Annotated in this window: 23 protein-coding genes; 9 read left to right on the top strand and 14 right to left on the bottom strand. The window is 52.6% G+C overall.

All coding sequences use genetic code 11. The features are described from left to right. The first annotated feature begins 191 nt into the window (after positions 1-191). Complete coding sequence (locus A8990_RS28375) at positions 192-500, top strand: winged helix-turn-helix transcriptional regulator (RefSeq protein WP_116192385.1); 309 nt, start codon at positions 192-194, stop codon at positions 498-500. A 508-nt stretch (positions 501-1,008) separates the two neighbouring features. Here A8990_RS28375 and sdhB read toward each other — a convergent pair. The 3 genes from sdhB to A8990_RS28360 are packed head-to-tail and all read right to left on the bottom strand — an operon-like array spanning position 1,009 to position 4,233. After that, on the bottom strand, positions 1,009-1,773 hold the full coding sequence (gene sdhB, locus A8990_RS28370; RefSeq protein WP_116192384.1) for a succinate dehydrogenase iron-sulfur subunit: 765 nt from the start codon (positions 1,771-1,773) through the stop codon (positions 1,009-1,011). A 15-nt stretch (positions 1,774-1,788) separates the two neighbouring features. Next, positions 1,789-3,537, bottom strand: a complete 1,749-nt coding sequence (sdhA, locus tag A8990_RS28365) for a succinate dehydrogenase flavoprotein subunit (protein WP_116192383.1) — start codon at positions 3,535-3,537, stop codon at positions 1,789-1,791. Positions 3,538-3,561: 24 nt separating this feature from the next. Next, a complete protein-coding gene (locus A8990_RS28360; protein ID WP_116192382.1) occupies positions 3,562-4,233 on the bottom strand; it encodes a succinate dehydrogenase cytochrome b558 subunit in 672 nt (223 codons plus the stop codon). 269 nt (positions 4,234-4,502) lie between these two features. Between A8990_RS28360 and A8990_RS28355 the strand changes: the two genes are divergently transcribed. Continuing rightward, complete coding sequence (locus A8990_RS28355; protein WP_116192381.1) at positions 4,503-5,399, top strand: LysR family transcriptional regulator; 897 nt, start codon at positions 4,503-4,505, stop codon at positions 5,397-5,399. Positions 5,400-5,964: 565 nt separating this feature from the next. Here A8990_RS28355 and A8990_RS31745 read toward each other — a convergent pair. After that, positions 5,965-6,132, bottom strand: a complete 168-nt coding sequence (locus tag A8990_RS31745) for a hypothetical protein (RefSeq protein ID WP_181909827.1) — start codon at positions 6,130-6,132, stop codon at positions 5,965-5,967. A 163-nt stretch (positions 6,133-6,295) separates the two neighbouring features. Between A8990_RS31745 and A8990_RS28350 the strand changes: the two genes are divergently transcribed. Beyond that, positions 6,296-7,924 (top strand): CPBP family glutamic-type intramembrane protease, encoded by a 1,629-nt coding sequence (locus A8990_RS28350; protein WP_116192380.1) that lies wholly within the window; start codon positions 6,296-6,298, stop codon positions 7,922-7,924. On the opposite strand, the gene uvrC is transcribed toward A8990_RS28350, so the two are convergent. After that, positions 7,896-9,851 carry an excinuclease ABC subunit UvrC gene (gene uvrC, locus A8990_RS28345; RefSeq protein WP_116192379.1) on the bottom strand — a complete coding sequence of 652 codons (1,956 nt, stop codon included), beginning with the start codon at positions 9,849-9,851 and terminating at the stop codon, positions 7,896-7,898. The two genes, A8990_RS28350 and uvrC, sit on opposite strands and share 29 nt — an antisense overlap. Before the next feature lie 182 nt (positions 9,852-10,033). On the opposite strand from uvrC, the gene A8990_RS28340 reads away from it, so the two are divergent. From A8990_RS28340 to A8990_RS28320, 5 genes are all read left to right on the top strand, one after another. Continuing rightward, entirely contained in the window at positions 10,034-10,180 is a 147-nt protein-coding gene (locus A8990_RS28340) for a YqzM family protein (RefSeq protein ID WP_116192378.1), read from the top strand. A 441-nt stretch (positions 10,181-10,621) separates the two neighbouring features. After that, entirely contained in the window at positions 10,622-11,746 is a 1,125-nt protein-coding gene (rsgA, locus tag A8990_RS28335; protein ID WP_245996281.1) for a ribosome small subunit-dependent GTPase A, read from the top strand. Between the two features lie 44 nt (positions 11,747-11,790). After that, entirely contained in the window at positions 11,791-12,597 is an 807-nt protein-coding gene (locus tag A8990_RS28330; protein ID WP_245996280.1) for a phosphotransferase, read from the top strand. A gap of 140 nt (positions 12,598-12,737) precedes the next feature. Further along, positions 12,738-13,430 carry a TetR/AcrR family transcriptional regulator gene (locus A8990_RS28325; protein WP_116192375.1) on the top strand — a complete coding sequence of 231 codons (693 nt, stop codon included), beginning with the start codon at positions 12,738-12,740 and terminating at the stop codon, positions 13,428-13,430. Positions 13,431-13,510: 80 nt separating this feature from the next. After that, the gene (locus tag A8990_RS28320) at positions 13,511-15,736 is read left to right on the top strand and encodes an MMPL family transporter (RefSeq protein WP_116192398.1); all 2,226 of its coding nucleotides are present in this window, start codon (positions 13,511-13,513) and stop codon (positions 15,734-15,736) included. A gap of 67 nt (positions 15,737-15,803) precedes the next feature. Here A8990_RS28320 and A8990_RS28315 read toward each other — a convergent pair whose 3' ends face one another. From A8990_RS28315 to A8990_RS28295, 5 genes are read right to left on the bottom strand one after another with little or no spacing between them, the layout of a single operon-like run. Beyond that, positions 15,804-16,034 carry a YezD family protein gene (locus A8990_RS28315; RefSeq protein ID WP_116192374.1) on the bottom strand — a complete coding sequence of 77 codons (231 nt, stop codon included), beginning with the start codon at positions 16,032-16,034 and terminating at the stop codon, positions 15,804-15,806. A gap of 43 nt (positions 16,035-16,077) precedes the next feature. Continuing rightward, positions 16,078-17,142: an ABC transporter ATP-binding protein gene (locus tag A8990_RS28310; RefSeq protein ID WP_116192373.1), complete on the bottom strand. Its 1,065-nt coding sequence runs from the start codon at positions 17,140-17,142 to the stop codon at positions 16,078-16,080. After that, the gene (gene cysW / locus A8990_RS28305; protein WP_116192372.1) at positions 17,132-18,028 is read right to left on the bottom strand and encodes a sulfate ABC transporter permease subunit CysW; all 897 of its coding nucleotides are present in this window, start codon (positions 18,026-18,028) and stop codon (positions 17,132-17,134) included. The genes A8990_RS28310 and cysW overlap by 11 nt, the downstream gene beginning before the upstream one ends. Before the next feature lie 19 nt (positions 18,029-18,047). Beyond that, positions 18,048-18,896 (bottom strand): sulfate ABC transporter permease subunit CysT, encoded by an 849-nt coding sequence (cysT, locus tag A8990_RS28300; protein ID WP_116192371.1) that lies wholly within the window; start codon positions 18,894-18,896, stop codon positions 18,048-18,050. Positions 18,897-18,922: 26 nt separating this feature from the next. Continuing rightward, complete coding sequence (locus A8990_RS28295) at positions 18,923-20,080, bottom strand: sulfate ABC transporter substrate-binding protein (RefSeq protein ID WP_425463940.1); 1,158 nt, start codon at positions 20,078-20,080, stop codon at positions 18,923-18,925. Positions 20,081-20,517: 437 nt separating this feature from the next. Between A8990_RS28295 and A8990_RS28290 the strand changes: the two genes are divergently transcribed. Further along, positions 20,518-21,537 (top strand): sulfate ABC transporter substrate-binding protein, encoded by a 1,020-nt coding sequence (locus A8990_RS28290; protein ID WP_116192370.1) that lies wholly within the window; start codon positions 20,518-20,520, stop codon positions 21,535-21,537. Between the two features lie 58 nt (positions 21,538-21,595). Here A8990_RS28290 and A8990_RS28285 read toward each other — a convergent pair whose 3' ends face one another. The 4 genes from A8990_RS28285 to A8990_RS28270 form a co-directional block, all read right to left on the bottom strand. Beyond that, entirely contained in the window at positions 21,596-22,519 is a 924-nt protein-coding gene (locus A8990_RS28285; protein WP_116192369.1) for an aminoglycoside phosphotransferase/kinase family protein, read from the bottom strand. A 26-nt stretch (positions 22,520-22,545) separates the two neighbouring features. Beyond that, entirely contained in the window at positions 22,546-23,382 is an 837-nt protein-coding gene (locus A8990_RS28280; protein ID WP_116192368.1) for a carbohydrate ABC transporter permease, read from the bottom strand. 15 nt (positions 23,383-23,397) lie between these two features. Then, positions 23,398-24,354, bottom strand: coding sequence for a carbohydrate ABC transporter permease (locus A8990_RS28275; RefSeq protein WP_245996278.1), 957 nt, complete (start codon positions 24,352-24,354; stop codon positions 23,398-23,400). Between the two features lie 96 nt (positions 24,355-24,450). Further along, positions 24,451-25,881, bottom strand: coding sequence for an ABC transporter substrate-binding protein (locus A8990_RS28270; RefSeq protein WP_116192366.1), 1,431 nt, complete (start codon positions 25,879-25,881; stop codon positions 24,451-24,453). Positions 25,882-26,132 lie beyond the last annotated feature (251 nt).

Here is a 26,132-nt window from a genome sequence, read left to right as displayed (position 1 = left end):
ACATACTAGGTTATATTTCGGTTCAAGACGACTCGAATTCGAGAGTCGTGTCAAAATTTGACTGAAGTGTATAACTCACTAAAATAAAGTTAATATTTAATAGCAAGTATTTTGGCTGTCATGTCGAATAACCACTGCCCTTTTAGAGGGTCATGTGCTACAATAAGAACAAGTGAAAGAGGGGTGATAACGTGGATTATTCCAAAATGTGCCCAAAGTACGAATGTGCAACTGAGTTACTAGGCAAGAAATGGACCGGCATGATTGTACGCGTTCTACTAGGTGGGCCGAAGCGGTTTAAAGAGATGAAAGAGCAAATTCCGGAGATGAGCGACAAGATGCTGACCGACCGGATGAAAGAGCTTGAACATTGCGATATCATTAAACGAAATGTCTATCCGGAGATGCCAGTTCGGATTGAATATGAGTTAACGGAGAAAGGGCGGGGACTAGAACCCGTTATCCAGTCGATCCAGGATTGGGGAGAGAATTGGTGTTAAAGCTGCCGATGTGACGGCAGCTTTTTGCTGTTTAGTGGGGCTGTGCGTGCACTAAGGAACACAGGTGAGCTTAGGCCAAATGGTGTTGCTACGGTTCCTTAGCCAGCTCGCGTCGAGGCATGCTCGATATACAAAGAAAGCAGTGACCGAGGTCACTGCTTTCTTTGTTTCTGGTTTGTTTGTTGAATTTGTTGTGGGTTGGTTTTAAGCGCTGCAAGCGCACACGGGGTGAGCGGCAGCTCAGCCGATATGGGGGTGAGTGACTTTGGTGGAACACCACGGGAACGACACTCCCAGATCGGCTGTGGCAGCGCCCCCTGGCGCAGCAGAGCCACGCTTCGCGTGCATTGCCCTTGCACTGCGAAGCAGTGCGTCGGCGAATTTGGTGGTAAACGGAGAAACAGGTATTCCGAATTTGAGCGACTTTGGTACGAAGTACCACGGGAGCGCAAATCGGAATACCTGTACGGAGTGCCCCACCACGGGAGCCATCAAGCTCTTCAGCTCGCTACATGCCGAGCCACTTTTTAAACAAATGCTTCGTCGTATCCTTGTTAATCGCTGCGATTGAAGTCGTGAGCGGGATACCCTTCGGACACGAGCGTACGCAGTTCTGCGAGTTGCCGCAGCCCTCGATGCCGCCGTCTTCCATCAGCGTCTCGAGGCGTTCTTCTTTGTTCATTTCGCCAGTTGGATGCGCGTTGAACAAACGAACTTGCGAGATCGCCGCAGGACCGATGAAGCTGTTGCGGTCGTTGACGTTCGGGCAGGACTCGAGGCAGACGCCGCAAGTCATGCATTTGGACAATTCGTATGCCCATTGACGCTTCGTCTCCGCCATACGCGGTCCAGGACCGAGATCGTACGTACCGTCGATCGGAATCCATGCTTTTACGCGTTTCAGTGCGTTGAACATACGCTCGCGGTTGATGACAAGGTCACGGACAACCGGGAATGTGCTCATTGGCTGAAGGCGAATTGGCTGCGCCAGCTTGTCAACGAGCGCGCTGCACGCTTGGCGCGGCTTGCCGTTGATAACCATCGAGCATGCGCCGCACACTTCCTCCAAGCAGTTGGATTCCCAACACACCGGAGCCGTGTCTTTGCCGTCAGCTTTCTTCGGGTTACGCTGAATTTCCATGAGCGCGCTGATAACGTTCATGTTCGGGCGATAAGGAACTTCAAATTCTTCCGTGTACGATCCGCTGTTCGGAGCGTCTTGACGCGTAATGATCAGCTTCACTTTTTTGGATGCTACTGCTGTTTCCGCCATCGTTATTCTCCTCTCTTAGCTTTTATCCTTGGAGTAGTCGCGTTTACGCGGTTTAATGAGCGATACGTCGACGTCTTCGTACGAAATTTGCGGGCCGTCCGGCGTCCACGCTGCTTTCGTTGTTTTCAGGAAGTCTTCATCGTTACGATCCGGGAATTCCGGCTTATAGTGAGCACCGCGGCTCTCGTTACGCATAAGCGCGCCAAGCGTCATCGCTTCGGACAGCTCAATCATGTTCCACAGCTGACGCGTGAACGCTACGCCGGCGTTGTTCCAGCGCGCAGTATCATTGATGTTGATGTTCTTGTAGCGCTGCTTCAGCTCTTTGATCTTGCCGATCGTTTCTTCAAGCTTGTTGTTGAAACGAACGACCGTCATGTTGTTGGTCATCCACTCGCCAAGCTCTTTGTGCAGCACGTACGCATTCTCTGTACCGCTCATGCCGAGAATGTTCTCGTATTTGCCCGTTTGCTCTTTCTTCGCACGATCGTAAACCGAAGACGAGATATCTTCAGCCGATTTCTTAAGGCCTTTGATGTACTCAACCGCTTTAGGACCCGTGATCATACCGCCGTAGATAGCGGATAGCAGCGAGTTCGCGCCGAGACGGTTCGCACCGTGGTATTGATATTCACATTCGCCGCAAGCGAACAAGCCGGGAATGTTCGTCATTTGATTGTAGTCGACCCACATGCCGCCCATCGAATAGTGAACCGCAGGGAAGATTTTCATCGGGATTTTACGAGGGTCATCGCCCATGAATTTCTCATAGATTTCGATGATACCGCCGAGCTTAACGTCAAGCACCTTCGGATCTTTGTGCGACAGGTCAAGGTAAACCATGTTCTCGCCGTTGATGCCAAGCTTCTCGTCCACGCACACGGAGAAGATCTCGCGAGTCGCGATATCACGCGGTACAAGATTTCCATACGCTGGATACTTCTCTTCCAGGAAGTACCAAGGCTTACCGTCTTTATACGTCCAGATCCGTCCGCCTTCACCACGCGCAGATTCGCTCATGAGACGCAGCTTGTCGTCGCCCGGAATCGCTGTAGGGTGAATTTGGATGAACTCGCCGTTCGCATAGTGAACGCCTTGCTGGTACACCGCGCTTGCTGCTGTACCTGTGTTAATAACCGAGTTCGTTGTTTTGCCGAAAATAATACCAGGGCCGCCTGTTGCCAGGATAACCGCATCCGCAGCAAACGTGTGGACTTCCATCGAACGCAGATCTTGAGCAGATACACCGCGGCAGACGCCGTCATCGTCAAGGATCGAGCCGAGGAATTCCCAGTGCTCGTACTTCGTTACGAGACCCGCTGTTTCCCAGCGGCGAACTTGCTCGTCCAGCGCGTACAGCAGCTGTTGGCCTGTTGTTGCGCCAGCGAACGCTGTACGGTGGTATTGCGTACCGCCGAAACGACGGAAGTCAAGCAAACCTTCCGGTGTACGGTTGAACATAACGCCCATACGGTCCATCAAGTGGATAATGCCTGGTGCTGCATCGCACATTGCTTTTACAGGAGGTTGGTTCGCAAGGAAGTCGCCGCCATATACCGTATCGTCAAAATGCTCCCAAGTGGAGTCGCCTTCACCCTTCGTATTAACCGCGCCGTTAATACCGCCCTGCGCACAAACGGAGTGCGAGCGTTTAACTGGCACGACGGAGAACAGGTCGACATGCACGCCTGCTTCAGCCGCTTTTATAGTAGCCATGAGGCCGGCCAAACCGCCGCCTACGACAATAATCTTATTCTTAGCCATATCCATTCGCTCCTTGTCTCAAACTTAAACGAGATTCGTCATTTGCAGAGCAGCAGATGCCGCTTCTTTGAACTCATCGCCCTTGAACGATCCGAGCGACAGCAGGAAAATCACTGCCACAATAACGAATACACCGATCCAAATGAACGAGGAGATGCGTTGTGCACGCGGTCCAACCGTAATACCCCAGCTCACGAGGAATGCCCACATACCATTGCTGAAATGGAATGTTGCAGCAAGAATACCGATTACGTAGAGCACGAAGTAGAAGCCATTCGTTGTGATATCATGCATCAAGTTACCCAGCTCTTCATGTGTAACCGCGCCGATCATTACCTGGTAGCGCGTCTGGTATAGATGCCAGAAAATGAAGATGAATGTGATGACACCTGAAATCCGCTGAAGCACGAAAGCCCAGTTGCGGCCATATTGGAACCGCCCTGTGTTCAGGTTGGACTGATAAGCAACATACAGGCCATACACGCCGTGGAACAACAGCGGCAGCCAAATGCCGAACAGCTCCAGGAAGAAAACGAGCGGAAGATCATTCAGAAACTTGACACTATCCTGGAATCCCTGCGGTCCTTTCTCGTATGCGGAGAAGTTCGTCACCATATGCTCGATTAGGAACAAAGCGAGCGGTATTACTCCAAGCAAGGAGTGGATCTTGCGCGATAAATACGAATTTCCTTTCATAACTTTGTACGTTCTCCTTTCCAAACTGTGGGTTACATTTCGCCATAATTCGCCAAAACCATTCTCCATTGTAACTCTGGGCCTAAAGAGCCGTCAATAAATAATAGACTGCCAAAAGCTGACGTTTTGCTGGTGATTCTGAAGCCTTGTTTATAATTGGAAAATTATAATTGCTTCTATCCATACACATGATACTCCTTTTCTGCTTATAATGGAATTGCCGATTATTCATTAAAAGTTATAACTATTTTGCATATAGGAGCATCCCCATGTTAGATGAGTTGTATATGTTCACTGTCGTTGTGGAGCAGGCGAGCCTGAATAAGGCGTCCGCTGAGCTGAACATCTCGCAGCCTGCACTCTCTCGCAAAGTCGCCAAACTCGAGCAAGATCTCGGCGCACTGCTGTTCAATCGGATCGGCAAAAGGCTCGAGCTCACTCGGATCGGCCAGCTGACTTACGAGTATGCGGTTGAGACTCGGCAGCAGCATCTTCGTTATTTGAAGCTCGTCGAGGAGTACAAGTCAGCAGGACGCAAGGCGCTGACGATCGGCGCGAGTCTGACGACGCTGCAAACGTCCTTGCCGGATCTCATTCAGACGCTCACAGCCAAAAGTCCCGAGATCGACATCAAAGCCATCACGGGGAAGACGCATGAGATCGTCACGCTCGTCCGTGAACGCAAAGCCGATCTCGGCATCGTCGCTTCGGGCATCGATGATCCGCAGCTGAAATGCATTCCGCTGTTCGATGACCATCTTGTGCTCGTGCTGCCTCGGAATCATTTTGTGATGGACAAGGGACTGCCTGTCATCACCGATCTGAACGGCTTGCCGATGATTCTGTTCTCCAAGGGCACATGGTATCGGATCTTAACGGACGAACTGTTCGAAAAATACCGCTTGCTTCCCGATGTCCGCATGGAGATCGACTCCTTCGAAGCGATTCTGCGGTTGCTGCACACTTGCCGGGCAGGGACTCTTCTGCCGAAATCATATCTGCGGCCCGAGATGCTGAGGGACAACGACTTGATCGTCATCCCGATCCGCGAGCTGGAAGCTACGAAGCGGACGACCTCGCTCATACACGCGGAGTCGGAGAGCTTGAGTCCTGCGGTGCGGCTGTGGATCGACGAGATCGCTACGCATTATAAGCGAGATCGGTAAAGCGTGTTGGCTCAGCAGTCGGGATGGAGAAGTGTCGAAGCTTAGGTCCAAGTGAACGGCTTCCGTCGCTGTTGAACTCGGGAATATTGAATAAACTCCTGCGGAGTATTCCCGAGTTCAAAGGCGATCGCTAACGCTCTGCAGCTCGTTCACTTTCCCCACGCTTCTCCATCTTCATCCCTCTGCTTCGCCGAACATCGTTACAGCTCCGCTTGTAGGCTCCGCTGGGGCAGAGGGGGGGTGAGTCGCATTCGCTGATTCCAGCTCTGCGGCTCGCCCCCTTTGCACTTCGTGCAACCGCTTCTCCTTCCCGCTTCGCGAGCAGAGAGCTCGAATATGGCCCCGTTGCAGCCGCATCCCTCCCCTTGCCGCCTCTATAATGGAAAAATCCACTACAGAAACGCCAATTTCGCACTTTCCGGAGGCTATGCTGGATAAATCCACTCATTTTCGCTCAAAAGATGCATTTAACGTCGAAAATGGCTTTTCAAAGTGGAAAAATCCAATATAGGAGCTCAAAAACGCCAAAACCTTCTCAAATGAGTGGATTAATCCACTATAGAGATTAGAAAACCAACCCCATCCAACCCCATTCCGCTTCGCCTGCAAACAAGATCATGCTGCCTGCGGCACCGATCTTGCTTGCAGCTTGCGAGCCGCAAGACGCGAAAGAGCCAAAGAGCCAAACATCAAAGGACAGCACCGGCAGGCCCTGTCCTTTATTGTTTGCCATTTTTCGCATCCAATACCATGACTCGCATAGGAGCGGATTATTTTTGACCGAGCCCGAATATACATGGAACAAGCACCCGTGCCGGCGTCATGGATAATTTTGTATCAATTATGATATGGTAGTTAGTACATAAGGCTAGTTCACGCGAAATTGAGGTGTTAGGGTGAGTTCGAATTTTCCCCATCAAGAGCCGAATTGGAAGCTATTTTCTTGGCTCGGCGGTATTGGCATTATCATCTATTTGCTTATCCAGATTCTCCCGTCAACAGCCGAATCGTTCTTTGATTCGAACAGCGAGCCGGTCATCTCCAAGACGAAGGCCGAAGAAACTGCAGCTTCTTTCGTGAAAAAGCAGTTCCATGTAACCCCAGACAGCGTGCACGCCGTGCATCAGTCCGACAGCTTGCTCTATGGCTACTTGGAGAAAAACAAGCTGACGAAGAGCTACGAGAAGCAATTCGACGCGCAGTTCCCGACCGACACCTTCCAAGTGACCGCAGAAATGCCGGATGACAGCGAAATCTTCATCTATGTGCATATGCAAAAAGCTTCCGTCGTCGCCTGGAATCGGCTGAACGGCGACCAAGTCACCCCAGCCAAAGGCAATGAGCTAACCGACGCTGCGCTGAAGTTCGCCGCATCCAAGGGCTTCCCGAAATCCAGCTTGAAAGCGACTCAGATGAATGACGACACCGGACAAATCTCATACACGGTCAACAAAGCGATCGGCAATGCGAAGCTCACCTTGAGCATCCGCGCGGAGAAGCAGCCTAACGGGGCTATTCTCATCGCAGCCTACAAGCCGACCTTCAAAGTTCCGAATGATTACACGGTGTACGTCAATGAACAGAAGAAGCTGGCGAACTACCTGTCCACGCTTGGCAGCCTGTTCCTGTCGTTCGTGCTGTTCATTCTCGCCATCATCTACGCATCGATTTACCGGAAACACACCTCTTTCCTTCGAGGCATTGCACTAACTCTGTTGTTCCTTGGCATGTATCTGGTCAACGATTTCAACATGAAGGACGGCCTTGCGGCCGCTTATGGTGAAGCATTGCACGTCGATGCTATGGCTTATGTAGCCGTCATTGTCACCTGCCTCGTTACCGTAATCATGGCGTTGTCGGTTTACTTCTCTCTTGTTGGAGGCGACGGCTTGTGGCGCTCATTCGGCCGCAACCTATGGCCAAGATTCGGTCAGCCCGGCTATGGCGAGCATGTATGGCGCAGCATGTGGCTCGGTTACTTGGCAGCTTTCTTGCTGCTCGGACTGCAAACGATTATTTTTATTATCTTGATGCGAGTAAATGGTGCCTGGTCCACAACCGACGTCACGCAATCGCCGTACAACCTTGCTGCACCTTGGCTGTTCCCGCTGCTCGCTTGGTGCGCCGCGATTTCGGAGGAGGCGGTATTCCGCCTCTTCGGGATCGGACTAATGAAACGCTGGTTCAAAAATTCGTTTGTCGCATCGCTTATCCCAACGATCATCTGGGCGCTCGGCCACGTCACCTATCCGATCTTCCCATCGACGACGAGGCTGCTCGAGCTGACGGTTCTTGGACTGATTTTCAGCTTCCTATTCCTGCGTTTCGGCTTCATCACCGTCTTGTTCGCGCATGCGGTGTTCGACAGCCTCATGATGGCGATCTCGCTCATGTTCATGGGCACAGTCGGCAACGTGCTTATCGGCATTGTCTACATCATTCTGCCGATTCCAATTGCATGGCTCATCCGATCGTTCGACAAAAAAAAGAGGAACCCTACGGTTCCTCCCTCAATGCTTCAATAATTTGCGCGGCGAGCTTTTCGCCGATCGACAGAGGCCGGAAATCTTCAATTCCGGCTTCTTTTATTTTTTTGATCGAGCCAAAATGCTTCAGCAGCGCCTTCCGACGCTTCTCCCCGATACCGGGAATCGAGTCCAGCTTGGACGCGATCATCGACTTGCCGCGCTGCTCCCGATGGAACGTAATGGCGAATCTGTGCACCTCGTCCTGAATCCGCTGCAGCAGGTAGAACTCCTGACTATCGCGTGCCAGCGGCACAATCTCCGGCGGTTCGCCTGTCATCAGCTGCGCCGTCTTATGCTTCGCGTCCTTCACAAGACCGCACACCGGAATGCCCAACCCAAGCTCGTTCTCCAATATATCAAGCGCTGCCGAAATTTGCCCTCTGCCGCCGTCCACAATGATGAGATCCGGGAGCTCCAGTTCTTCCTTCAGCACCCGCTCGTAACGGCGACGGATTACTTCGCGCATCGTCTCGTAATCGTCCGGTCCTTTGACCGTCTTTACTTTATATTTGCGGTATTCCTTCTTATCCGGCTTGCCGTCGGTAAACACAACCATCGCCGAAACCGGGTCGGTACCTTGAATGTTCGAGTTGTCAAAAGCTTCGATTCGGCGCACCTGCGGCAGACCGAGCGCTTCCGCCAGTCCCTCCGCCGCCTTGAAGGTCCGCTCTTCATCACGCTCAATGAGCTTGAATTTCTCTTCGAGCGTCATATTCGCGTTCTTCACAGCCATCGCTACAACGTCGCGTTTCTTGCCCCGAAGCGGCATGAACACCTTCACCTTCAGCCACTTTTGCAGCGAGCTGCGAAGCTCCGCTTCCGCTGTACCTGCTTCCGGCTCGTTATCGCCCTGCTCTGTATCTTCCGCACTCAGAACTGGCATACTCATAACCTCAGCGGCTGCCCCTGCGGCTTCCGTCGCTGCTTCTTGACCCGCCGTCTCCTGAGGCGGATTCGGCAGAAAAATCTCCTTCGGCAGCGCCGGGTTCTCCGAATAATACTGCGTCACGAACGTCATGAAATCATCGTACGCTTCGCCGTAATACGGGAACGTCGTCGCCCTGCGCTCAATGAGCTTGCCCTGCCGCATGTACATAATTTGCACGCACATCCAGCCCTTGTCCGTCGCGTAACCGAACACGTCGCGGTCCATCGCGTCGCTCAGCGTTATCTTCTGCTTCTCCATGACCGCATCGATCGCGATCATCTGATCGCGGTATTCCTTGGCGCGTTCGAACTCGAGCGATTCCGCCGCCGCTTCCATCTTGCCCTGCAGCGTCTTCTTCACTTCCTCGTGGCCGCCGTTTAGAAACCGGGTAATCTCCTGCACCATGTTCTCGTAGGTACCAGGCGCAATATCATACTCACATGGCGCTACGCATTGCCCCAAGTGATAATAAAGACAAACTTTGTCCGGCAGCACGCCGCACTTGCGCAGCGGATACAATCGGTCCAGCAGTTTCTTGGTCTGCTGAGCCGCAAACGCATTCGGATAGGGACCAAAATATTTCCCCTTATCCTTCACGATCCGCCTCGTCACCTCAAGCTTCGGGTGCGCTTCGCTTGTGATCTTTATATAAGGGAACGTCTTATCGTCCTTCAGAAGGACGTTATATTGCGGCATGTACTGCTTGATGAGATTACATTCAAGAATAAGTGCTTCCATGTTGCTCGATGTAACGATGTATTCGAAATCGCGGATGTGCGAGACAAGCCGCAATGTTTTGCCGTTATGGCTGCCGTTGAAATACGAACGCACGCGGTTCTTGAGTACCTTCGCTTTGCCGACATAGATGATTTTGCCGCTGTGGTCCTTCATCAAATAACAGCCCGGCTGGTCTGGCAGCAGCGCTAATTTATTACGAATTCGCTCCTGCGCAAGACGTCTGTCCGCTGCTGATTCGTGACCTTTTTGCTCCGTCATAATTCTCCTCCCATAAGCCAATCCTTCCTATCATTGTACCACAACGGCTTTCGGTTTGCGGCTGGTCTCTCATGGAACAGCAATTTCGCCTCACAATTGTCACCAGCGGCGGCTTTACAATTATTCTGGAAGTTGGGTATACTAGGAGAAGCAATCGTCGTGCCTAAGGAGGAACTAGTCAAATGGAAAATATTAGAGACCCGCGCGAGCATGTGAATGAAGAACCGCGTGATGATCTATTCGACGTCGCAATGGGCTTTGGCGGATTCTTCGGAATTCTGTTCGTTATTTTCGCCGCTGCGGTGATCATTAAATTTGTCATTTCGTAATATTGTGGCCTTGCTTCGGAACGCGGAGCAGGGTCATTTTAATTATAGCGGTTGACAAGGGCTGCCAGTTCAGCATAGAATGACAACTAACGATACCTAAGGGAGGCTGATGTGATATGAGAAGCTCAAATGTAAAAGCTGCTGTTGTCGCATACACATCGGTCTTCGAACGGAACTAAGTACATGAGTGATGGTTATAAGCTGGATTAGGGCGCAATTTGCGCTTCGCCAGGCTTGTTAGCTGTATCTCGTCATTAGAACCGCAGGAGACCATCTTGGTTTCTTGCGGTTTTTTTGTGCTTCCGTTTAGTGCTGCGCCCTCTCTCGAGATGGGCATCGGCACCCGAGGCAGACCGCAGGAGATGTTTCCTGCGGTCTTTTTGTCGTTCCAGTAAGAAAATGAGCAATACCACCAAACTTATTGAAAAAGGGGATTACCATTTGAATCAAAATCAACCATTAACAAACGAGACTGACTCTCTCGAGTCGCTCCAACACTTCGGCTGGAATTCGCAGTGGGAAGCCAGCTTCGCTGCTGCGACCGCTTCGCTTCCGGCAGGCTGCGTGCCTGCGCGGGTCATCGCGCAATTCACGAATCAGTACCGCATAATGACGGCCGGCGGCGAGCTGTCCGCGGAAGTGAGCGGCAAGTTCCAGTTCCAGGCGAGCGCTCGGAGCGAATTCCCGGCAGTCGGCGATTGGGTTGCGGCTGCGCCGATGGCTGGCGAGAAGCGCGCCATCATTCACGGCGTGCTGCCGCGCCGATCCGCGATGATCCGCCGGGCAGCAGGCAGCGTGCCCGAGGAGCAGGTCATCGGCTCCAACATCGATACGCTCTTCATCGTCGGCGCGCTTAATGGCGACTATAACGTTAGCCGGATCGAGCGCTATCTCGTCTTGGCCTGGGAAAGCGGCGCGACGCCGGTCGTCCTGCTGACGAAAGCGGATCTATGCGACACCGTCGAGCTGAGCATCGCCGAAGTCGAAGCCGCCGCTCCCGGCGTGCCGGTGCATGCGGTCAGCGCGGTTGCCGACATCGGCCGCGATGCGCTCTCGCCTTATCTGCAGCCGGGCCGCACCATTGCCGTGACCGGCTCCTCCGGCGTCGGCAAATCGACGCTGCTCAACTGGCTTGCCGGCGATGAGCTCATGCAGACGCAGGGCATCCGCGAGGATGACGCCCGCGGTCGCCATACGACGACGCATCGCGAGCTCTTCCCTCTCCCCGGCGGCTTCATCATGATGGATACGCCGGGCATGCGCGAGCTGCAGCTGTGGGATTCCGCTGACGGCTGGCAGGAAGCTTTCGCGGACATCGAAGAGCTGGCCGCGAGCTGCCGTTTCCGCGATTGCCGCCACGAGCGGGAGCTCGGTTGCGCGGTACGGGAAGCGCTGCGCAGCGGCGCGCTCGACGAGCGGCGCTACGCAAGCTACAAGAAAACCGGCCGCGAGCTCGCGCACCAATTGCGAAAGGAGCAGTCCGTCAGCAAACGCCAGCAGAAGAGCGCTGACAAGCGGCGCGAAGCGCGCACTACATTTTCGAAGCGCATGATCGACGCAGATTAAGGCCTGATGCGCGGTTAGCAGCATTTTTCATGGAGGGGATTCGATTGTCTCAGGAAGAAATATTGACTGGCGGGAACGTGAATCATATCGTCCGCATGGCGAATACGGTTCGCCGTCCAACAGGCTATTGGAGTCCATCCGTTCAACGCTTGCTCCAGCATATAGAGCAGCTTGGATTTGACGGGGCTCCGAGATTTCTCGGAATCGATGACGCTGGCCGTGAGATGCTGTCGTTCATTCCCGGAGACGTTCCGGGTAACCGTTACCCTCAGCTTCAACCGCATATGTGGTCGGATGAATCGCTTGTGGAGTTGGCGCAATTGCTGCGCCGATTCCATGATGCGACCGAAAGCTTCCCTATTAAGGCTGAGGACAGATGGCAGCTGAGTTATGGCGCACAAAGTGAACATGAAGTGATATGCCATAACGATGCTGCGTTATATAATGTGGTCTTTCAAGATGGCAAGCCTGTGGCGCTTATCGACTTCGATATGGCTGGTCCCGGACCGAGGCTGTGGGACATCGCTTATACCCTCTACACTTCGGTTCCACTTGCGAGCTTTGCACCTGACTCCCGTTCCGAATCGACCGCGACGGTTGAGTACCAATCAGAGCTTCATGCCGAAGAGCGTCGTCGGCGCATTCCATTGTTTTTCGATTCGTACGGGATCCCTTGCCCAAGCGATCTGCGAGATTGGATTATCAAGCGATTGACTGCATTGTGCAACACGTTGAGAAACGGCGCTGCCGAAGGAAATGAAGCCTTTCGGAAAATGGTCGACGAGGGTCACTTAGCGCACTACGAGAATGAAATTAAGTTTGTAGACAAACATTACGATGAGTGGTTATAGATAGTCTTCCACTGTTGCCGATATAGGTGCCGCGAATCAACGAGCCATTCAGACGAGCAGTCCTATTGACGAACAAGAAAAGCAAGATTACTATAAACTTATCAAGTGATAAGTATTAGACGGAAAGGTCGACGAACAGCATGTCACGCCCAAAACGAAGTCAGTCCCTCGAAACTCGGGCCATCATTATCAGAACAGCCAAGGAACTGTTCATGCAGCTTGGATTTCGCGCCGTATCGACAAGGCAGATCGCGGACGCATGCGGGCTGACCCAGCCCGCGCTCTACCATCACTTCTCGGATAAGCAAACGATCTATATCGAGGTACTCCGATCGGTATGTGAAGAAACACGTGGCTCGCTTGAACGGATTATCGAGCGCAATACTTCCGTCGTGGAGCAGCTGTACGAAGTAGCCGAATATCTGATTGCGAATCATCCGGAGGACCTTAGCCGCATGTTTCACGACATTCGCCACGAGCTCTCGGCGGAATCGCAAGCGCTTGTCTTCCGGCTCTGGCGAGGCGCGTACCTCCTTCCGATCGTCGGCATCTTCGAGCAAGGCCGGCAGAGTGGCCAGCTGCGCGAAAGCACACAGTTCGGCATTGATGCGAATATGTCTGCCGGACTGCTCATGGGATTAATCAGCCAGTCGATGGCATCTCCTATAATAGGAGCGTCTCCTGCTGCAGCTGCTGCAGCTGCTGCAGCTGCTGCTCCTGCTGCCTCTCCCCAAGAAGGCAGCCCGATCAAGAAAAATACAAAACAACTAGCTCGAATGCTCGTTAACGTACTGTTATTCGGACTTTCGACTGCTGAACCGCCTTCGGTATAGCAGTCGATCGCCCTTTTTTTTAATCATAACTTATCACTCGATAAGTAAATTGAAGGAGTTGGTTAAAGTTGAAGAATGTAATGAGAGCAGTCAGCGGCAAATGGGGGCGCTGGATAATCGTCGTCGCCTGGACGCTTGCCGTCGTACTCCTACAGATTGGACTGCCCAAGGCGGATGAGCTGAAGAACGATGCACTTGGCAACTTCAGCAGCAATAAGCCATCCGTGCAGGCCGAGCAGCTCATTAAGGAGCAGTTCCCTGCAGGCGCAGGCATTCCCGCCTTGCTGACGTGGCATCGTCAGAGCGGATTGTCGGAGAACGATCTATCGAACATGCAAGCGCTAGCCAAGGAGCTGGCAGCGAATCCGCTTCCCCATCAAGTAGGCGTCGTGCCGCTCGATCAACTGCCGCTGCCCGCGCTGAAGCAGCAGCTTTCCGAAGATCAGACGACCTTCGTCCAGACCATTCTGTTCGATAAGAACGTGGACAGCAAGGGACTAAAGGATGGACTGACTGCGCTTGAGAAGCAGACGGACGCTATATTCACAGCCGACAGTCATCCTTTTCAGGCCGAAGTGAACGACCCGAGCGCGCTCTCGGTCAGAGCTACAGGTCCGGTGGGCATCGCCGTCGATGCGACAGAGCTATTCAGCTCTGCTGATGTATCGCTTCTGCTTGCTACCGTCCTGCTCGTGCTTGTCTTCCTGCTTCTCATCTACCGCTCCCCGGTGCTCGCGTTAATTCCGCTTATCGCGGTCGGCTTCGTCTATGAAGCCATTACGCCCCTGCTCGGCTGGATGGCAGAGCAAGGCTGGATCGAATTCGATTCCCAGAGCCTGTCCATTATGACCGTGCTGCTCTTCGGCGCAGGTACCGACTACTGCCTGTTTCTCATTACAAAATACCGCAGCGCGCTCAAATTGACAGCTGACAAGTTCGCCGCGCTGAAGCACGCCTTCGGCAGCTCCGCCGGCGCTATCGCGATGAGCGGCTTAACGGTCGTCTTCTCCCTGCTCGTCCTGCTGATGGCCGAGTTCGGCAGCATTCGCCGTTTTGCGATTCCTTTCAGCTTGGCTATCTTTATTATGATGATTGCCAGCCTCACGCTTGTTCCTGCGTTTCTGGCGCTGCTTGGCAGGGCTTCGTTCTTCCCGTTCATTCCGCGAACGCCGGAGATGGAAATCGACCGTGCCAAGAAGAAAGGCAAGCTGCTCCCAGTCCTTGAGCCTAAGGTATCGCTCGGCGCCCGTCTCGGGGAAAGTGTCACGAGAAGGCCGAAGCAAATTACGGTCATCTCTACGATCATTCTTCTCATCTGCGTATTCTTCGCGACGCAAATCAAATATACGTTCGATACGTTGTCCTCTTTCCCGTCCGACTCCGCGTCGCGCGAAGGCTTTACGCTCATTGCCGACCACTTTAATGCAGGAGAACTCGCCCCCGTGCAGGTCATCGTTCAGACCGATGGGAAAGCAGCGGTCGAGAATGTGAGAGAGACATTGGCAGGACTGCCGTTCGTGAAGAAAGTATCGGAACCTGCAGCCGGAGCGAAGGATCCGTCTCTGCAAAGCTATAATGTCGAGCTCGCCACCAATCCGTACTCGATGGAAGCAATTTCGCACATCCCAAACATCCGTCAGGCGGCAGAGCAAGCACTTACTGGAGCCGGTCTGCCCGACGTCCAGGATAAAGTTTGGATTGGCGGACAAACTGCGGAGCAATTCGATACCAAAGAAACGACGAACAAGGACGCCGCCGTTATTATTCCGGTCATCATTGCGCTGATCGCCCTGCTGCTTCTGGCCTATTTGCGCTCCATAACCGCCATGCTCTACCTGATTGCAACGGTGCTGCTCTCGTATTTCAGCGCGCTCGGTCTTGGTTGGCTCGTTCTGCATTACTTGCTTGGAGCAGATGCGCTGCAAGGCTTGATACCGCTCTACGCGTTCGTGTTCATCGTTGCGCTTGGCGAGGATTATAACATCTTCATGATTTCGAGCATTTGGAAAAAGGCCCGCCATATGCCGCTTAAGCAGGCTGTGAAAGAAGGCGTAGCGGAGACGAGCTCCGTTATCTCTTCTGCAGGACTTATACTGGCCGGAACCTTCGCCGTACTCGCGACTTTACCGATTCAGGTGCTCGTTCAATTCGGTACCGTAACGGCAATCGGCGTTCTGCTGGATACGTTTATTGTGAGACCTTTCCTCGTTCCCGCAATTACCGTATTGCTCGGCCGCCATTCCTTCTGGCCGGCAAGCGCGAAGCTCCCGCAAACAAGCGAGCAGCAAGCGCAGCATTCCTCCTAATGAAAAGAGAGGCATTCTTCCCGTCATCGATAGGATGACCGCGGAAGAATGCCTCTTTTCATGTTTTTCAATTGATCGCCTTCAATTTATCTCCAGCTGCGGAGGCTTGCGTTCCAGCTTGCTCCTTCGCATTTTGGTTCTGTTTCGCGGAAGTTTCGAACCGTTTGCGTTCGGTCCGGTCGATCTGGACGACGCGCCCGTCATGAACGGTGATGAGCACCGATCCGTATTCAAGCCCGTTTACCTGCGTCGTAATCCGTTCTATCCATTCTTGATCGAGCACTATTGGTTTCGCCATCTCGAATCCCTCCTATGTTTGCTTTCCTATTTTTTTGCAGCTCTCAAATGTGCACCGGCAGCGGATCCACCTTCAGCGGATTTTCCACCATCGTCGCCGACTCATCCGAGATGACGTACAGCCGGTGAATCAGCACCGACACCTCGTCGCCTGGCTGCAGCGGCTCCTGATCTAACGAGCGATGCGCGGACAACCGGTTGTCGCCAACCTGGATATCCAGCTCGAGGTGCGCGCCGCGGAAGAAAATATGCCGTACTTGCCCTTTCTCCGCTGCCGACGGAAACTGAATTTCCTGCTCGCGTCCAACCTCGACGAATTCCGGACGAACCAACGCTCGTGCGCCTGCCGTGATCGAAGTGTTCTCGAAGCCACGCAGGCTGGCGGGCTGCTCTACCACGCTCGAATGACCGATGAAACCGGCGACGAAAGCCGTCTGCGGGTCCGTGTAAATATGAACCGGCGAGCCTTGCTGCTCCAGTCTGCCCTGTTGGACGATGAGCATTTCATCGGCAACTTCGACCGCTTCATCTTGGTCATGCGTCACGAAGATCGACGTAATGCCGAGTGTGCTGATCAGCTGCTTCAGCCATGTGCGCAGCTCCTTGCGCACCTTGGCATCGATCGCCGCGAACGGCTCGTCGAGCAGCAGCAGCTCCGGTCTTGGCGCCAGCGCTCTGGCAAAAGCAACCCGCTGCCGCTGTCCGCCCGACAGCTGATGCGGATAACGATGCTCGAAGCCGCGCAGCCCGGTCAGATCAAGCAGCTCGCCGACGCGCGCCTTGATCTCGGCTTTGCTCGTCTTGCGAATCGTCAGACCGAACGCGATGTTATCGAACACGGACATATGCTTGAACAGAGCATAGTTTTGAAAGACGAATCCGATGCCGCGCAGCTGCGGCTGAACATCGTTAACCCGCTTCCCATTAATGTAGATATCGCCCGAATCCGGCGTCTCCAGACCTGCCAGCATCCGCAGCAGCGTGGATTTGCCGCCGCCGCTTGGTCCGAGCAAGCCGATCAGCTTGCCGCGCTCGATCTGGAAGCTCACATCCTGCACCGCAGCATGGCTGCCGAATGATTTATTCAAATGCCGTACTTCAATGTGCATCGTCAGCACTCCTTTCCGGACTCTTCGCATTCGTTCTCCACTCGATGAAGCTCTTCACGATCAACGTCAATACTGCCAACATAACGAGCAGCGATGCGACCGCGAACGAAGCCGCGAACTGATACTCGTTGTACAGAATTTCAATATGAAGCGGCAGCGTATTCGTCTCGCCGCGAATGTGACCTGATACGACGGACACTGCGCCGAACTCGCCCATCGCCCGAGCGTTACAGAGAATAACGCCGTAGAGCAAGCCCCACTTGATGTTCGGCAGCGTCACGCGCCAGAAGATCTGGAAACCGCGTGCCCCAAGGCTTGCAGCCGCTTCTTCCTCTTGCACGCCCTGCGCCTGCATGAGCGGAATCAGCTCCCTTGCGACAAATGGGAATGTCACGAACGTCGTTGCGAGCACGATCCCCGGCAGTGCAAAGATCAGTTTAATATCGTGAGCCTGCAGCCATTGGCCGAAGAATCCTTGTGCGCCGAACAGAAGAACGAAGACAAGACCCGAGATAACCGGCGATACTGCAAAAGGCAGATCGATAAGCGTAATGAGAATGTTTTTGCCACGGAACCGAAACTTGCTGATCGCCCATGCTGCTGCGATACCGAATACCGTATTCAGCGGAACAGCGATGATTGCGGTAGTCAGCGTCAGTCGCAGTGCCGATAGGGCATCCGGGTCCCGAAGTGCTGCGAAGTAGACATCCGCGCCTTTCTTGAACGCTTCGATGAATACCGATAACAATGGAAGCAGCACGACGAGCACGAGAAACAACAACGCGATCGAGATAAGTACGATTCGTACACCAACAGATTCGGTAATATGTTTAGGCCGATGCGCGGCCTTCTCCGACAATTGAACCGTTACAGCTCCTCCTGCCATATGCGCCTCCCCCCCCCCCCTATGCCGTTACAACGCGGCGATTGCTCCGCCATTGCAAGTAGTTAATGAGAAGCAGCAGGATGAACGATACGATGAGCATCACCATGGCAATCGCCGTCGCACCTTTGTAATCGTACTGCTCCAGCTTCGTCATGATGAGCAGCGGCGCGATTTCCGTCTTCATCGGCATATTGCCGGAGATAAAGACGACCGAGCCGAACTCCCCGATCCCGCGGGCAAATGCAAGCGCAAACCCTGTCAGCAGCGCAGGTATGAGCTCCGGCAGAATGACTCGGCGGAATGTCCGCCAGCGGAAGGCGCCTAGCATGACCGCCGCTTCCTCGACTTCATTGTCGAGATCCTGCAGCACCGGCTGCACGGTTCTGACGACGAACGGCAAGCCGATGAAGATAAGCGCCAGCGTGATGCCGAGCGGTGTGAATGCAATCTTCAATCCAAGCGGTTCAGCAAGCTTGCCAACCCAGCCGTTAGGCGCGTAAATCGCGGTCAGCGAGATACCTGCAACAGCAGTCGGCAATGCGAACGGCATGTCGATTAAGCTGTCAATGAGCTTCTTGCCTGGGAACCGGTAACGCACGAGCACCCAAGCGATAATGAGGCCGAACACGAGATTCACCAGCGCTGCGTAGAAGGAAGTCAGGAAGCTGACTTTGTAAGACGCAATAACGCGCGCGTTAGAGACGGTATGCCAGAACTGCTCTGGGGTGAGGCCGGATGTCTTCACGAAGATACCGGCTAATGGGATGATAACAAGCACGCTCAAGTAGAAAATCGTGAAGCCTAGCGAGAGGCCGAAGCCAGGCAGCACGCTGCGCGGCTTCGTACGCTTAGAAGTGGAACCTTTCATACGTAGAATCAGCTCCTGTCGATCGCTTATGAGCCTGGCGCATAGATTTGATCAAATACGCCGCCATCTGCAAAATGTTTCTTCTGTGCTTGCGCCCAGCCGCCGAAGTCGTCATCGATATTCAGCATCGGGATATCCGGGAATTGATCGGCAAATTGCTCGGCTACGGAAGCAAGCTGCGGACGGTAAAAGTTCTGAGCGACGAGCTTCTGAGCTTCTTCTGTATAGAGATAATCAAGGTAGGCTTCCGCTACTTCGCGAGTCCCTTTCTTATCCACGTTCTTATCTACAACCGCAACCGGCGGTTCTGCGAGAATACTGATCGACGGATATACGATATCGAATTTGTCAGGACCGAGTTCCTTCACGGACAAGAGCGCTTCATTCTCCCAAGCCAGCAGCACGTCGCCGATGCCCTTCTCTACGAATGTCGTCGTCGAACCGCGTGCGCCGGAATCAAGAACGGGCACATTCTTGAACAGTGCTTTAACGAACTCTTTTGCCTTCTCTTCATCATCATTGTTCTGCTTTAGAGCATAGCCCCAAGCCGCTAGATAATTCCAACGTGCGCCGCCGCTCGTCTTCGGATTCGGCGTAATGACTTGAACGCCTGGCTTCACAAGGTCGTTCCAGTCCTTGATGCCTTTCGGATTGCCTTTGCGGACGAGGAATACGATCGTAGAGGTATAAGGCGAGCTGTTGTTGTCGAACTTCTGCTGCCAGTCTTTATCAATAAGGCCTTTGTCGGCAATTGCATCAATATCGTAGCCGAGTGCAAGCGTTACTACATCTGCATCCAGTCCGTCGATAACCGCCCGGGATTGAGCGCCTGAACCGGCATGCGATTGCTTGATCGTTACTTCTTGGTTATGTTCTGTCTTCCAATACGCTGCGAACAGTTTATTGTAAGCTTCATACAGCTCGCGTGTCGGGTCATAGGAGACGTTCAGCAGCTCCACGGGACCAGACGCTTCTGGTGCTGCATTCGCTGAATGATCTGTATTCGTGCCGGAATTACCTTCATTCGTCGCTGCCGTATTACCGGATCCTCCATTACTGCTTGCATTGCTGCTCCCGTTCCCCTTGTTCGGCGGGTCTTGATCCCAGCCGCAAGCGGTTAGCGCGAGAGAGAATACGATAAAGATCAACAGGGCGTGAAGCAGATTGGGATTTCTCTTTTTCATGTTTGTCATGTAAAAGCACCTCTCATCATCTTTGTACAGATAACTAATCTTGCTTTACGCCGTGTTGTCCGGTAGTAAAACATTTAAATCCTACCTGTTTAGTTGGTTTATGAGTGAATCATAGCAACGGATAAGCTTTGTTGTCAATTGGTTTTTTAACATTTTTTATACAACTCATTAGTCTTTCTTATATAAAGGGACCATCCCACCGATCGAGCCGCCCTAAAATTATTTTTAATTCATAGTTGACAGGTTGGAATTGTCAGATTATGATAAATCCATCGAGCCCACCGGACCGCCGGAGGCCTTAGCAAGACGCATCATGTACTCGTTTTTTACGACTACATGCGTGCTTTTGCCGAGGCCTCTTTTTTTATTTTCTACATAGGGCATCCAGGTGGAACAACGAGAAACTTTAATCAGGGGAGCGTTATCACATGAAGAAGAAACTGCTGCTTACGATCACGATTTTGGCACTTATCCTTACCCTTGCTCAACCGGGCTTCGCCGCAACGAAGCCGGCTAAGCCGAACGTCACACTGCTCAACGTGTCCTACGATCCGACCCGTGAGCTGTATGTCCAGTACGACAAAGCATTCGCTGCATATTGGAAGAAGAAAACCGGCCAGACCGTAACCATTAAGCAATCCCATGGCGGCTCCGGAGCGCAATCGCGTTCGGTTATCGAAGGCTTGGAAGCAGACGTCGTTACATTGGCGCTCGGTTACGATATCGATGCGATTCAGAAAGCCGGCTTAATCAAGAATGGCTGGCAAGCTCGTTTCGCTAATAACAGTTCGCCATATACTTCAACGATCGTCTTCCTTGTTCGCAAGGGCAATCCGAAGAAGATCAAGGACTGGAGCGACCTGGTCAAGAACAACATCTCCGTCATCACGCCGAATCCGAAAACAAGCGGCGGCGCACGTTGGAACTTCCTCGCAGCATGGGCTTATGCGTTGAAATATAACGGCCACAGCGAAGCGAAAGCGACCGACTTTGTTAAGAAGCTGTATCAGAACGTGCCTGTTCTTGACTCCGGCGCACGCGGTTCCACGACGACGTTCGTAGAGCGCGGCATCGGCGACGTCCTGCTCGCTTGGGAGAACGAAGCTTACCTGGCGCTGAAAGAGCATCCGAAGGATTTTGAAATCGTAACGCCTTCTTACAGCATCTTGGCAGAACCGCCTGTCGCCGTCGTGAACAAGAACGTCGACAAGCATGATACACGCGACGTTGCGAAAGCATACCTCGACTACCTCTACACAACGGAAGGCCAGCGCATTATCGGCCAGAACTTCTACCGTCCGACGAATCCGAAGATTGCAGCGGAATTCTCGAAGAACTTCAAAACGCTTGAGCTGACGAACATTAAGAACTTCGGCGGCTGGCAAAAAGCCCAAACGAAATTCTTCAATGACGGCGGCGTATTCGACAAGATCTATCAACCCAAATAAGGATTAAACGCAAGCAAAGGACCTCCATTTCTGGAGGTCCTTTGCTCATGCATGAAACTTATGATTGAATGTTCGTCATCCATCGTTCGATCGACCGCAAGGAGGCAGGCACGGTAACGTAACAAGCGCGCGACGCAAGACGGAGCCGTTGGAATAGCGGTATAGCCTGCTCCTCCTGAAGCGATAGCGTGCTGGCTTTGGTATAGCCTCGTATGAAATCCCGCGTATATTCCTTGATATCCTTCGTCGAGCCATGCAGCGTCCAGCAGCCGATATCATCCGCTACCGTTCCGCAGCGGACACCTCCCCAATCGATAATGCCCGCGATTGCCCCGTCTTTCACAAGAATCTCGGGTCCATCGCCTCGAATCATCTGCATGGGGCGGTCCGGGCCGCTATACCACTCCCGTACGTCGCCAATAGCCGAAATGATCATCCTTCTAGTCGTTTCCGGCTGTTCTGGCATAATACCTCGTTCCATATGTCCCAATACGTCCTCTGCCGTCCATGCCCCGGCAGTATCTGCCTCTCCCAGGCCTATATGAATATTCGCCAGCATTTCACCTAATTCGAACGCCTCGAAGTCGTGCATAGATGCCCTGCTTCCACCCACTTGGCGCAGAACCGCGAGCATCCAAACTTCTGTTCCAATCGTCAGTTTCACGCTAAGCTCGCCGGTTCGATTGATAACCGCGGAACCTGATGGTATGCCTCTAGCCTCGACAGCCAAACCGGCGCGCAAACCAGCGTTAAAATGATCGCTGTCGTCGCGAGCCAATTTGACGATGGCCTCCTTCGTTTGCCACACCTGCGAGGTCGTGCCGGCGGCAAGCGAGGTCAGCTCTTCATTGATTCCCCACAAGTTCATGAGTGCAGATCGAACTGAATCCTTCGTCAATGTATCATCCAAGGGAATCGAATCGCCTCCGGTCGGATGACCGGAGGCGATTTCAGCCGTAATCGGTACGGCGTTCTCTTCCATTCTCGATTCACTCCAATCCCAGCAGCTTATTTTATGCCTGTAAACGTGATCCCGCGGATAAACGCTTTCTGAACCAGGAAGTAGAGCACCATGATCGGGAATGTAATCATAACGAGTGTAGCCATCATGAGCTGCCACTCCGCGCTGTGCTGAGACTTAAACGCCTGCATACCAAGCATCAGGGTGTACTGGCTCTCATCCGACAAGTAGATGAGCGGACCTTGATAGTCCTTCCAGCTGCCCATGAATTGGAACAGCGCAATGGTAAGCAATGCAGGCTTACAGAGCGGAAGCATGATGCGGGAGTAGATGCGCAGCTCGGACGCGCCGTCAATCCGCGCGGCATCTTCAAGCTCCTTAGGCAAGCCCATGAAGAACTGGCGGAGCAGGAAGATATAGAACGGAACGCCGAATAATGCCGGAAGCCATAGCGGGATGTTTGATCCGACCCAGCCGATGTTTTTGAACGTGATAAAAATCGGGATCATCGTAACTTGATACGGCATCATCATGACAATCAACGTCGCGCCAAAGAGCGGTTTCGACCCTTTCCACGGAATACGGGCTAAGCTGTATGCGACAAGTGGACAGGAGAGTAAGACGGCCGCAGTCGCCAATCCGGCAATGAGGAGCGAATTCGATAAGTATTTGAAAAAAGGAATATAGTTGATTGCATCCGGATAGTTGCTCCAAACGAGCGTACTCGGAATCCACTTCGGCGGCCAATTGAATAACTCGCTGTTCGCTTTGAGCGATGTGGATACCATCCATAGAAAAGGGGATAGGAAGAACAATCCGATTACCAAGAGAATGATATGAGCCAATGTTTTCTGAATGACGCTGAGTCTGCTGCTTGATTCCATAACGACACTCCCCTCCTATTCCCGTCCTTGATAGTGGACCCAACGTTTCTGCGTAGCGAAGATGACCGTCGTCAGCACGACCACGATGATGAACAGAATCCAGGCCATCGCTGATGCATAGCCCATCTTCAGGTAAGCAAAGCCGTTGGTGTACAAGTACATGACGTAGAACATCATGGAATTGGCCGGAGTTCCTTGTCCGTTCGTAAGCGTATACGGCAGAACAAAATTTTGCAGCGCGCCAATCATACCCATAATCATGTTGAAGAAAATAACCGGCGTGAGCAGCGGCAGCGTGATCGTTCTCATCCGCTGCCAGCCGTTCGCTCCATCCACATGCGCAGCATCGTAATAATCCTGCGGCACATCCTGAAGACCAGCCAAATAAATGACCACTGCTTGCCCCGTACCCCACAAGCTCATAAGAATCAACGACGGCTTGGACCAGGTTTCACTGCCAATCCACGGCGGTCCGGAAATGCCAATTTTATCAAGCCAAAAGTTAACAAGGCCGAACTGCGGGTTGAGCAGCCATAGCCAAATGATTACGGTTGCGATCTCCGGAACCAAGCTTGGGATGAACAACAGCGTTCTATAAATGCCTTGGCCTTTTATTCTCAAATTCAGAAGCATGGCAAGCGCAACGCCTTGCACAATACTCAAGGGGACAAAGATAAACGTGTAGTAAAGCGTGTTCGAAATGCTTTTCCAAAAGATGTCGTCTTTGAATAACGTCGCATAGTTGTCGAATCCAACGAATTTCCCAGGCTCCAAGATGCTGTATGTCGTAAAGCTGTAGTACGCTGAAGCAAGCAAAGGATAAACATTAAACGCCAGTAATCCTAAGATCCAAGGCGATGCAAAGAGCAAGCCGTATAAGGCGAGCTTTCTCTCGAATTTGGTCGCTTTCTTATTCCGCTTATTCACAATCGTTGCTGAACTGGTTGCTGCAGTCGTGCCGATATCCGCCAATGCCATTACCTCCTTATCGATTCGGACTGTATAAAGAGAGAAGGGGCGGAACGCATCCCGCCCAATCCTCGATTGCTTATTGATGCAGCTTCGGGATTAACCGCCCAGCTTCGCCAGCTCAGCATCGACGTTCTTCTTCACTTCATCCAGCAGCGCTTGCGGATCACCTTTGCCATGGATCGCCAAATCCTGCACGCGCATCGTTTCGTTCCAGAGGAAGGAACCAACCGGTGTCACCGGTCTTGTAAAGGCGGTAGGCATCAAATCCAGGAACACTTTCAGGTTTGGATTATCGGCGAGTTTCAGCTCTTCGTTGACCGCAGGCATTGCCGTAATGTCGTTACCTGCATTAGGACGTTTGGCATAGCCGAGCGTGCCGTCATGACCTGCAACATATTTCAGGAACTCCCAAGCTTCTTTCTCGTGCTTGGAGCCTTTCGGAACAACGTAAGACCAGCCGCCGGCCCATGTCACCTGTGGGAAGCCTTCTGCAGAAGGCATTGGAGCCACGCCCCACTCGAAGGTTGGCTTGTATTTCGCCAAGTCGTTGAGCACCCAGTTGCCGTCGAACGCGAAGCCGACTTTACCGGACCAGATCGGGTTCATGCCCGTTTGCCCCATCGCGTCGGAGAAGCTTGTCAGGTTGGCAATGTCATACTTCTTGGCATAATCCGCCATCCATTGAAGCGCCTTCACGTTCTGCGGGTCGTTCGGCGTCAGGTTATGCTCGCCGTCTTCCCAATGGCCGCCCCAGTTCCAAGCTTGCGTATAGAAGAAGCCTTGGTTCATCCAAGGAATGAAGCCGATTGTATCGTATTTGCCGTTTTTGCCTTTTTTGAAGATCTTCTCGGCCATTGCATCCAATTCCTGGAGCGTTGTAGGCGGCTTCTCCGGATCAAGCCCGGCTTGTTTCATCAATGTTTTGTTATAGTACATGGCGCGGTTATCCGTACCCCACGGCAGACCATATACGCCATCTTTATATACGACTTCTGCCCATAGACCCGGGTAGTAATCGTCTGGTTTAAGATCATCGGAAGAATCCAGATACGGTTTCAAGTCCGTCAAGGAGCCTTTCGCGGCCCATGAACCGATCAGGAAGCGGTCGAACAAAGCAACGTCCGGCGGATTTCCCCCTGCGATCGCTGTTAGCAATTTATCGGATGCTTGCGTTTGACCTGTCGTTTCCACGAAGGTCATGTTTACTTTAATATTCGGATGCGATTGTTCAAACGGATCAACGACGGACTTTTTAAAATCTTTCTGGAAGTCTCCGCCCCACGGGAACCAGAAATCGATCGTTACCTTTCCACCTGAATTGCTATCACCGCTTCCGGTGTTCGAGGAAGCTGAGTTCGTGCTTGCGTCTGAGTTCGATGCTTTAGCGCCATTATCTGTGCTTGAGGAATTATTGCCTGAGCTGCCGCCGCAACCTGCTAATGTCAGAGACAATGCTGCTACTGCGGTCAATGACAATGCCGCAGCCTTCTTTGCTCTCTTCCTTGCCGAAACTTTCACATTATCCATCTAACAACCCTCCTATCATTTTTCACTCGTTCCCGAGCTTTAGCTCAATTGTATGCGTTTTCATTTTTTCGCGACATGCGTCTAATTTTGCTTTTGGTGTGTTATTTTTGCTGTTTCTTGTGTCCTTTACAAATAAAAAAGACCCGCTGCAAGACGGTGAACTGTGACCCGCAAGATGGACACTTTGAAAAAAGTGTCCATCTTGCGGGTTTTGTGTTTTAATAAGAAGCTGAGATCTGAAACGGGGATGT

Origin of the sequence: Paenibacillus taihuensis (assembly GCF_003386535.1) — a bacterium.
Classification (GTDB): domain Bacteria; phylum Bacillota; class Bacilli; order Paenibacillales; family Paenibacillaceae; genus Paenibacillus_Z; species Paenibacillus_Z taihuensis.
This window is presented reverse-complemented; position numbering and strand designations above follow the sequence as displayed.

Excerpts from the sequence above, each read along its gene's own strand:
- A8990_RS28285 (WP_116192369.1), bottom strand. The coding sequence starts at position 22,519 with ATGGAAGAGAACGCCGTACCGATTACGGCTGAAATCGCCTCCGGTCAT.
- A8990_RS28340 (WP_116192378.1), top strand. The coding sequence starts at position 10,034 with ATGGAAAATATTAGAGACCCGCGCGAGCATGTGAATGAAGAACCGCGT.
- A8990_RS28325 (WP_116192375.1), top strand. The coding sequence starts at position 12,738 with ATGTCACGCCCAAAACGAAGTCAGTCCCTCGAAACTCGGGCCATCATT.
- A8990_RS28280 (WP_116192368.1), bottom strand. The coding sequence starts at position 23,382 with ATGGAATCAAGCAGCAGACTCAGCGTCATTCAGAAAACATTGGCTCAT.
- uvrC (WP_116192379.1), bottom strand. The coding sequence starts at position 9,851 with ATGACGGAGCAAAAAGGTCACGAATCAGCAGCGGACAGACGTCTTGCG.
- A8990_RS28320 (WP_116192398.1), top strand. The coding sequence starts at position 13,511 with ATGAGAGCAGTCAGCGGCAAATGGGGGCGCTGGATAATCGTCGTCGCC.
- A8990_RS28290 (WP_116192370.1), top strand. The coding sequence starts at position 20,518 with ATGAAGAAGAAACTGCTGCTTACGATCACGATTTTGGCACTTATCCTT.
- sdhB (WP_116192384.1), bottom strand. The coding sequence starts at position 1,773 with ATGGCGGAAACAGCAGTAGCATCCAAAAAAGTGAAGCTGATCATTACG.
- A8990_RS28270 (WP_116192366.1), bottom strand. The coding sequence starts at position 25,881 with ATGGATAATGTGAAAGTTTCGGCAAGGAAGAGAGCAAAGAAGGCTGCG.
- cysT (WP_116192371.1), bottom strand. The coding sequence starts at position 18,896 with ATGAAAGGTTCCACTTCTAAGCGTACGAAGCCGCGCAGCGTGCTGCCT.
- cysW (WP_116192372.1), bottom strand. The coding sequence starts at position 18,028 with ATGGCAGGAGGAGCTGTAACGGTTCAATTGTCGGAGAAGGCCGCGCAT.
- A8990_RS28295 (WP_425463940.1), bottom strand. The coding sequence starts at position 20,080 with ATGAAAAAGAGAAATCCCAATCTGCTTCACGCCCTGTTGATCTTTATC.
- A8990_RS28310 (WP_116192373.1), bottom strand. The coding sequence starts at position 17,142 with ATGCACATTGAAGTACGGCATTTGAATAAATCATTCGGCAGCCATGCT.
- A8990_RS31745 (WP_181909827.1), bottom strand. The coding sequence starts at position 6,132 with ATGGCAAACAATAAAGGACAGGGCCTGCCGGTGCTGTCCTTTGATGTT.
- A8990_RS28360 (WP_116192382.1), bottom strand. The coding sequence starts at position 4,233 with ATGAAAGGAAATTCGTATTTATCGCGCAAGATCCACTCCTTGCTTGGA.
- sdhA (WP_116192383.1), bottom strand. The coding sequence starts at position 3,537 with ATGGCTAAGAATAAGATTATTGTCGTAGGCGGCGGTTTGGCCGGCCTC.
- A8990_RS28355 (WP_116192381.1), top strand. The coding sequence starts at position 4,503 with ATGTTAGATGAGTTGTATATGTTCACTGTCGTTGTGGAGCAGGCGAGC.
- A8990_RS28315 (WP_116192374.1), bottom strand. The coding sequence starts at position 16,034 with ATGGCGAAACCAATAGTGCTCGATCAAGAATGGATAGAACGGATTACG.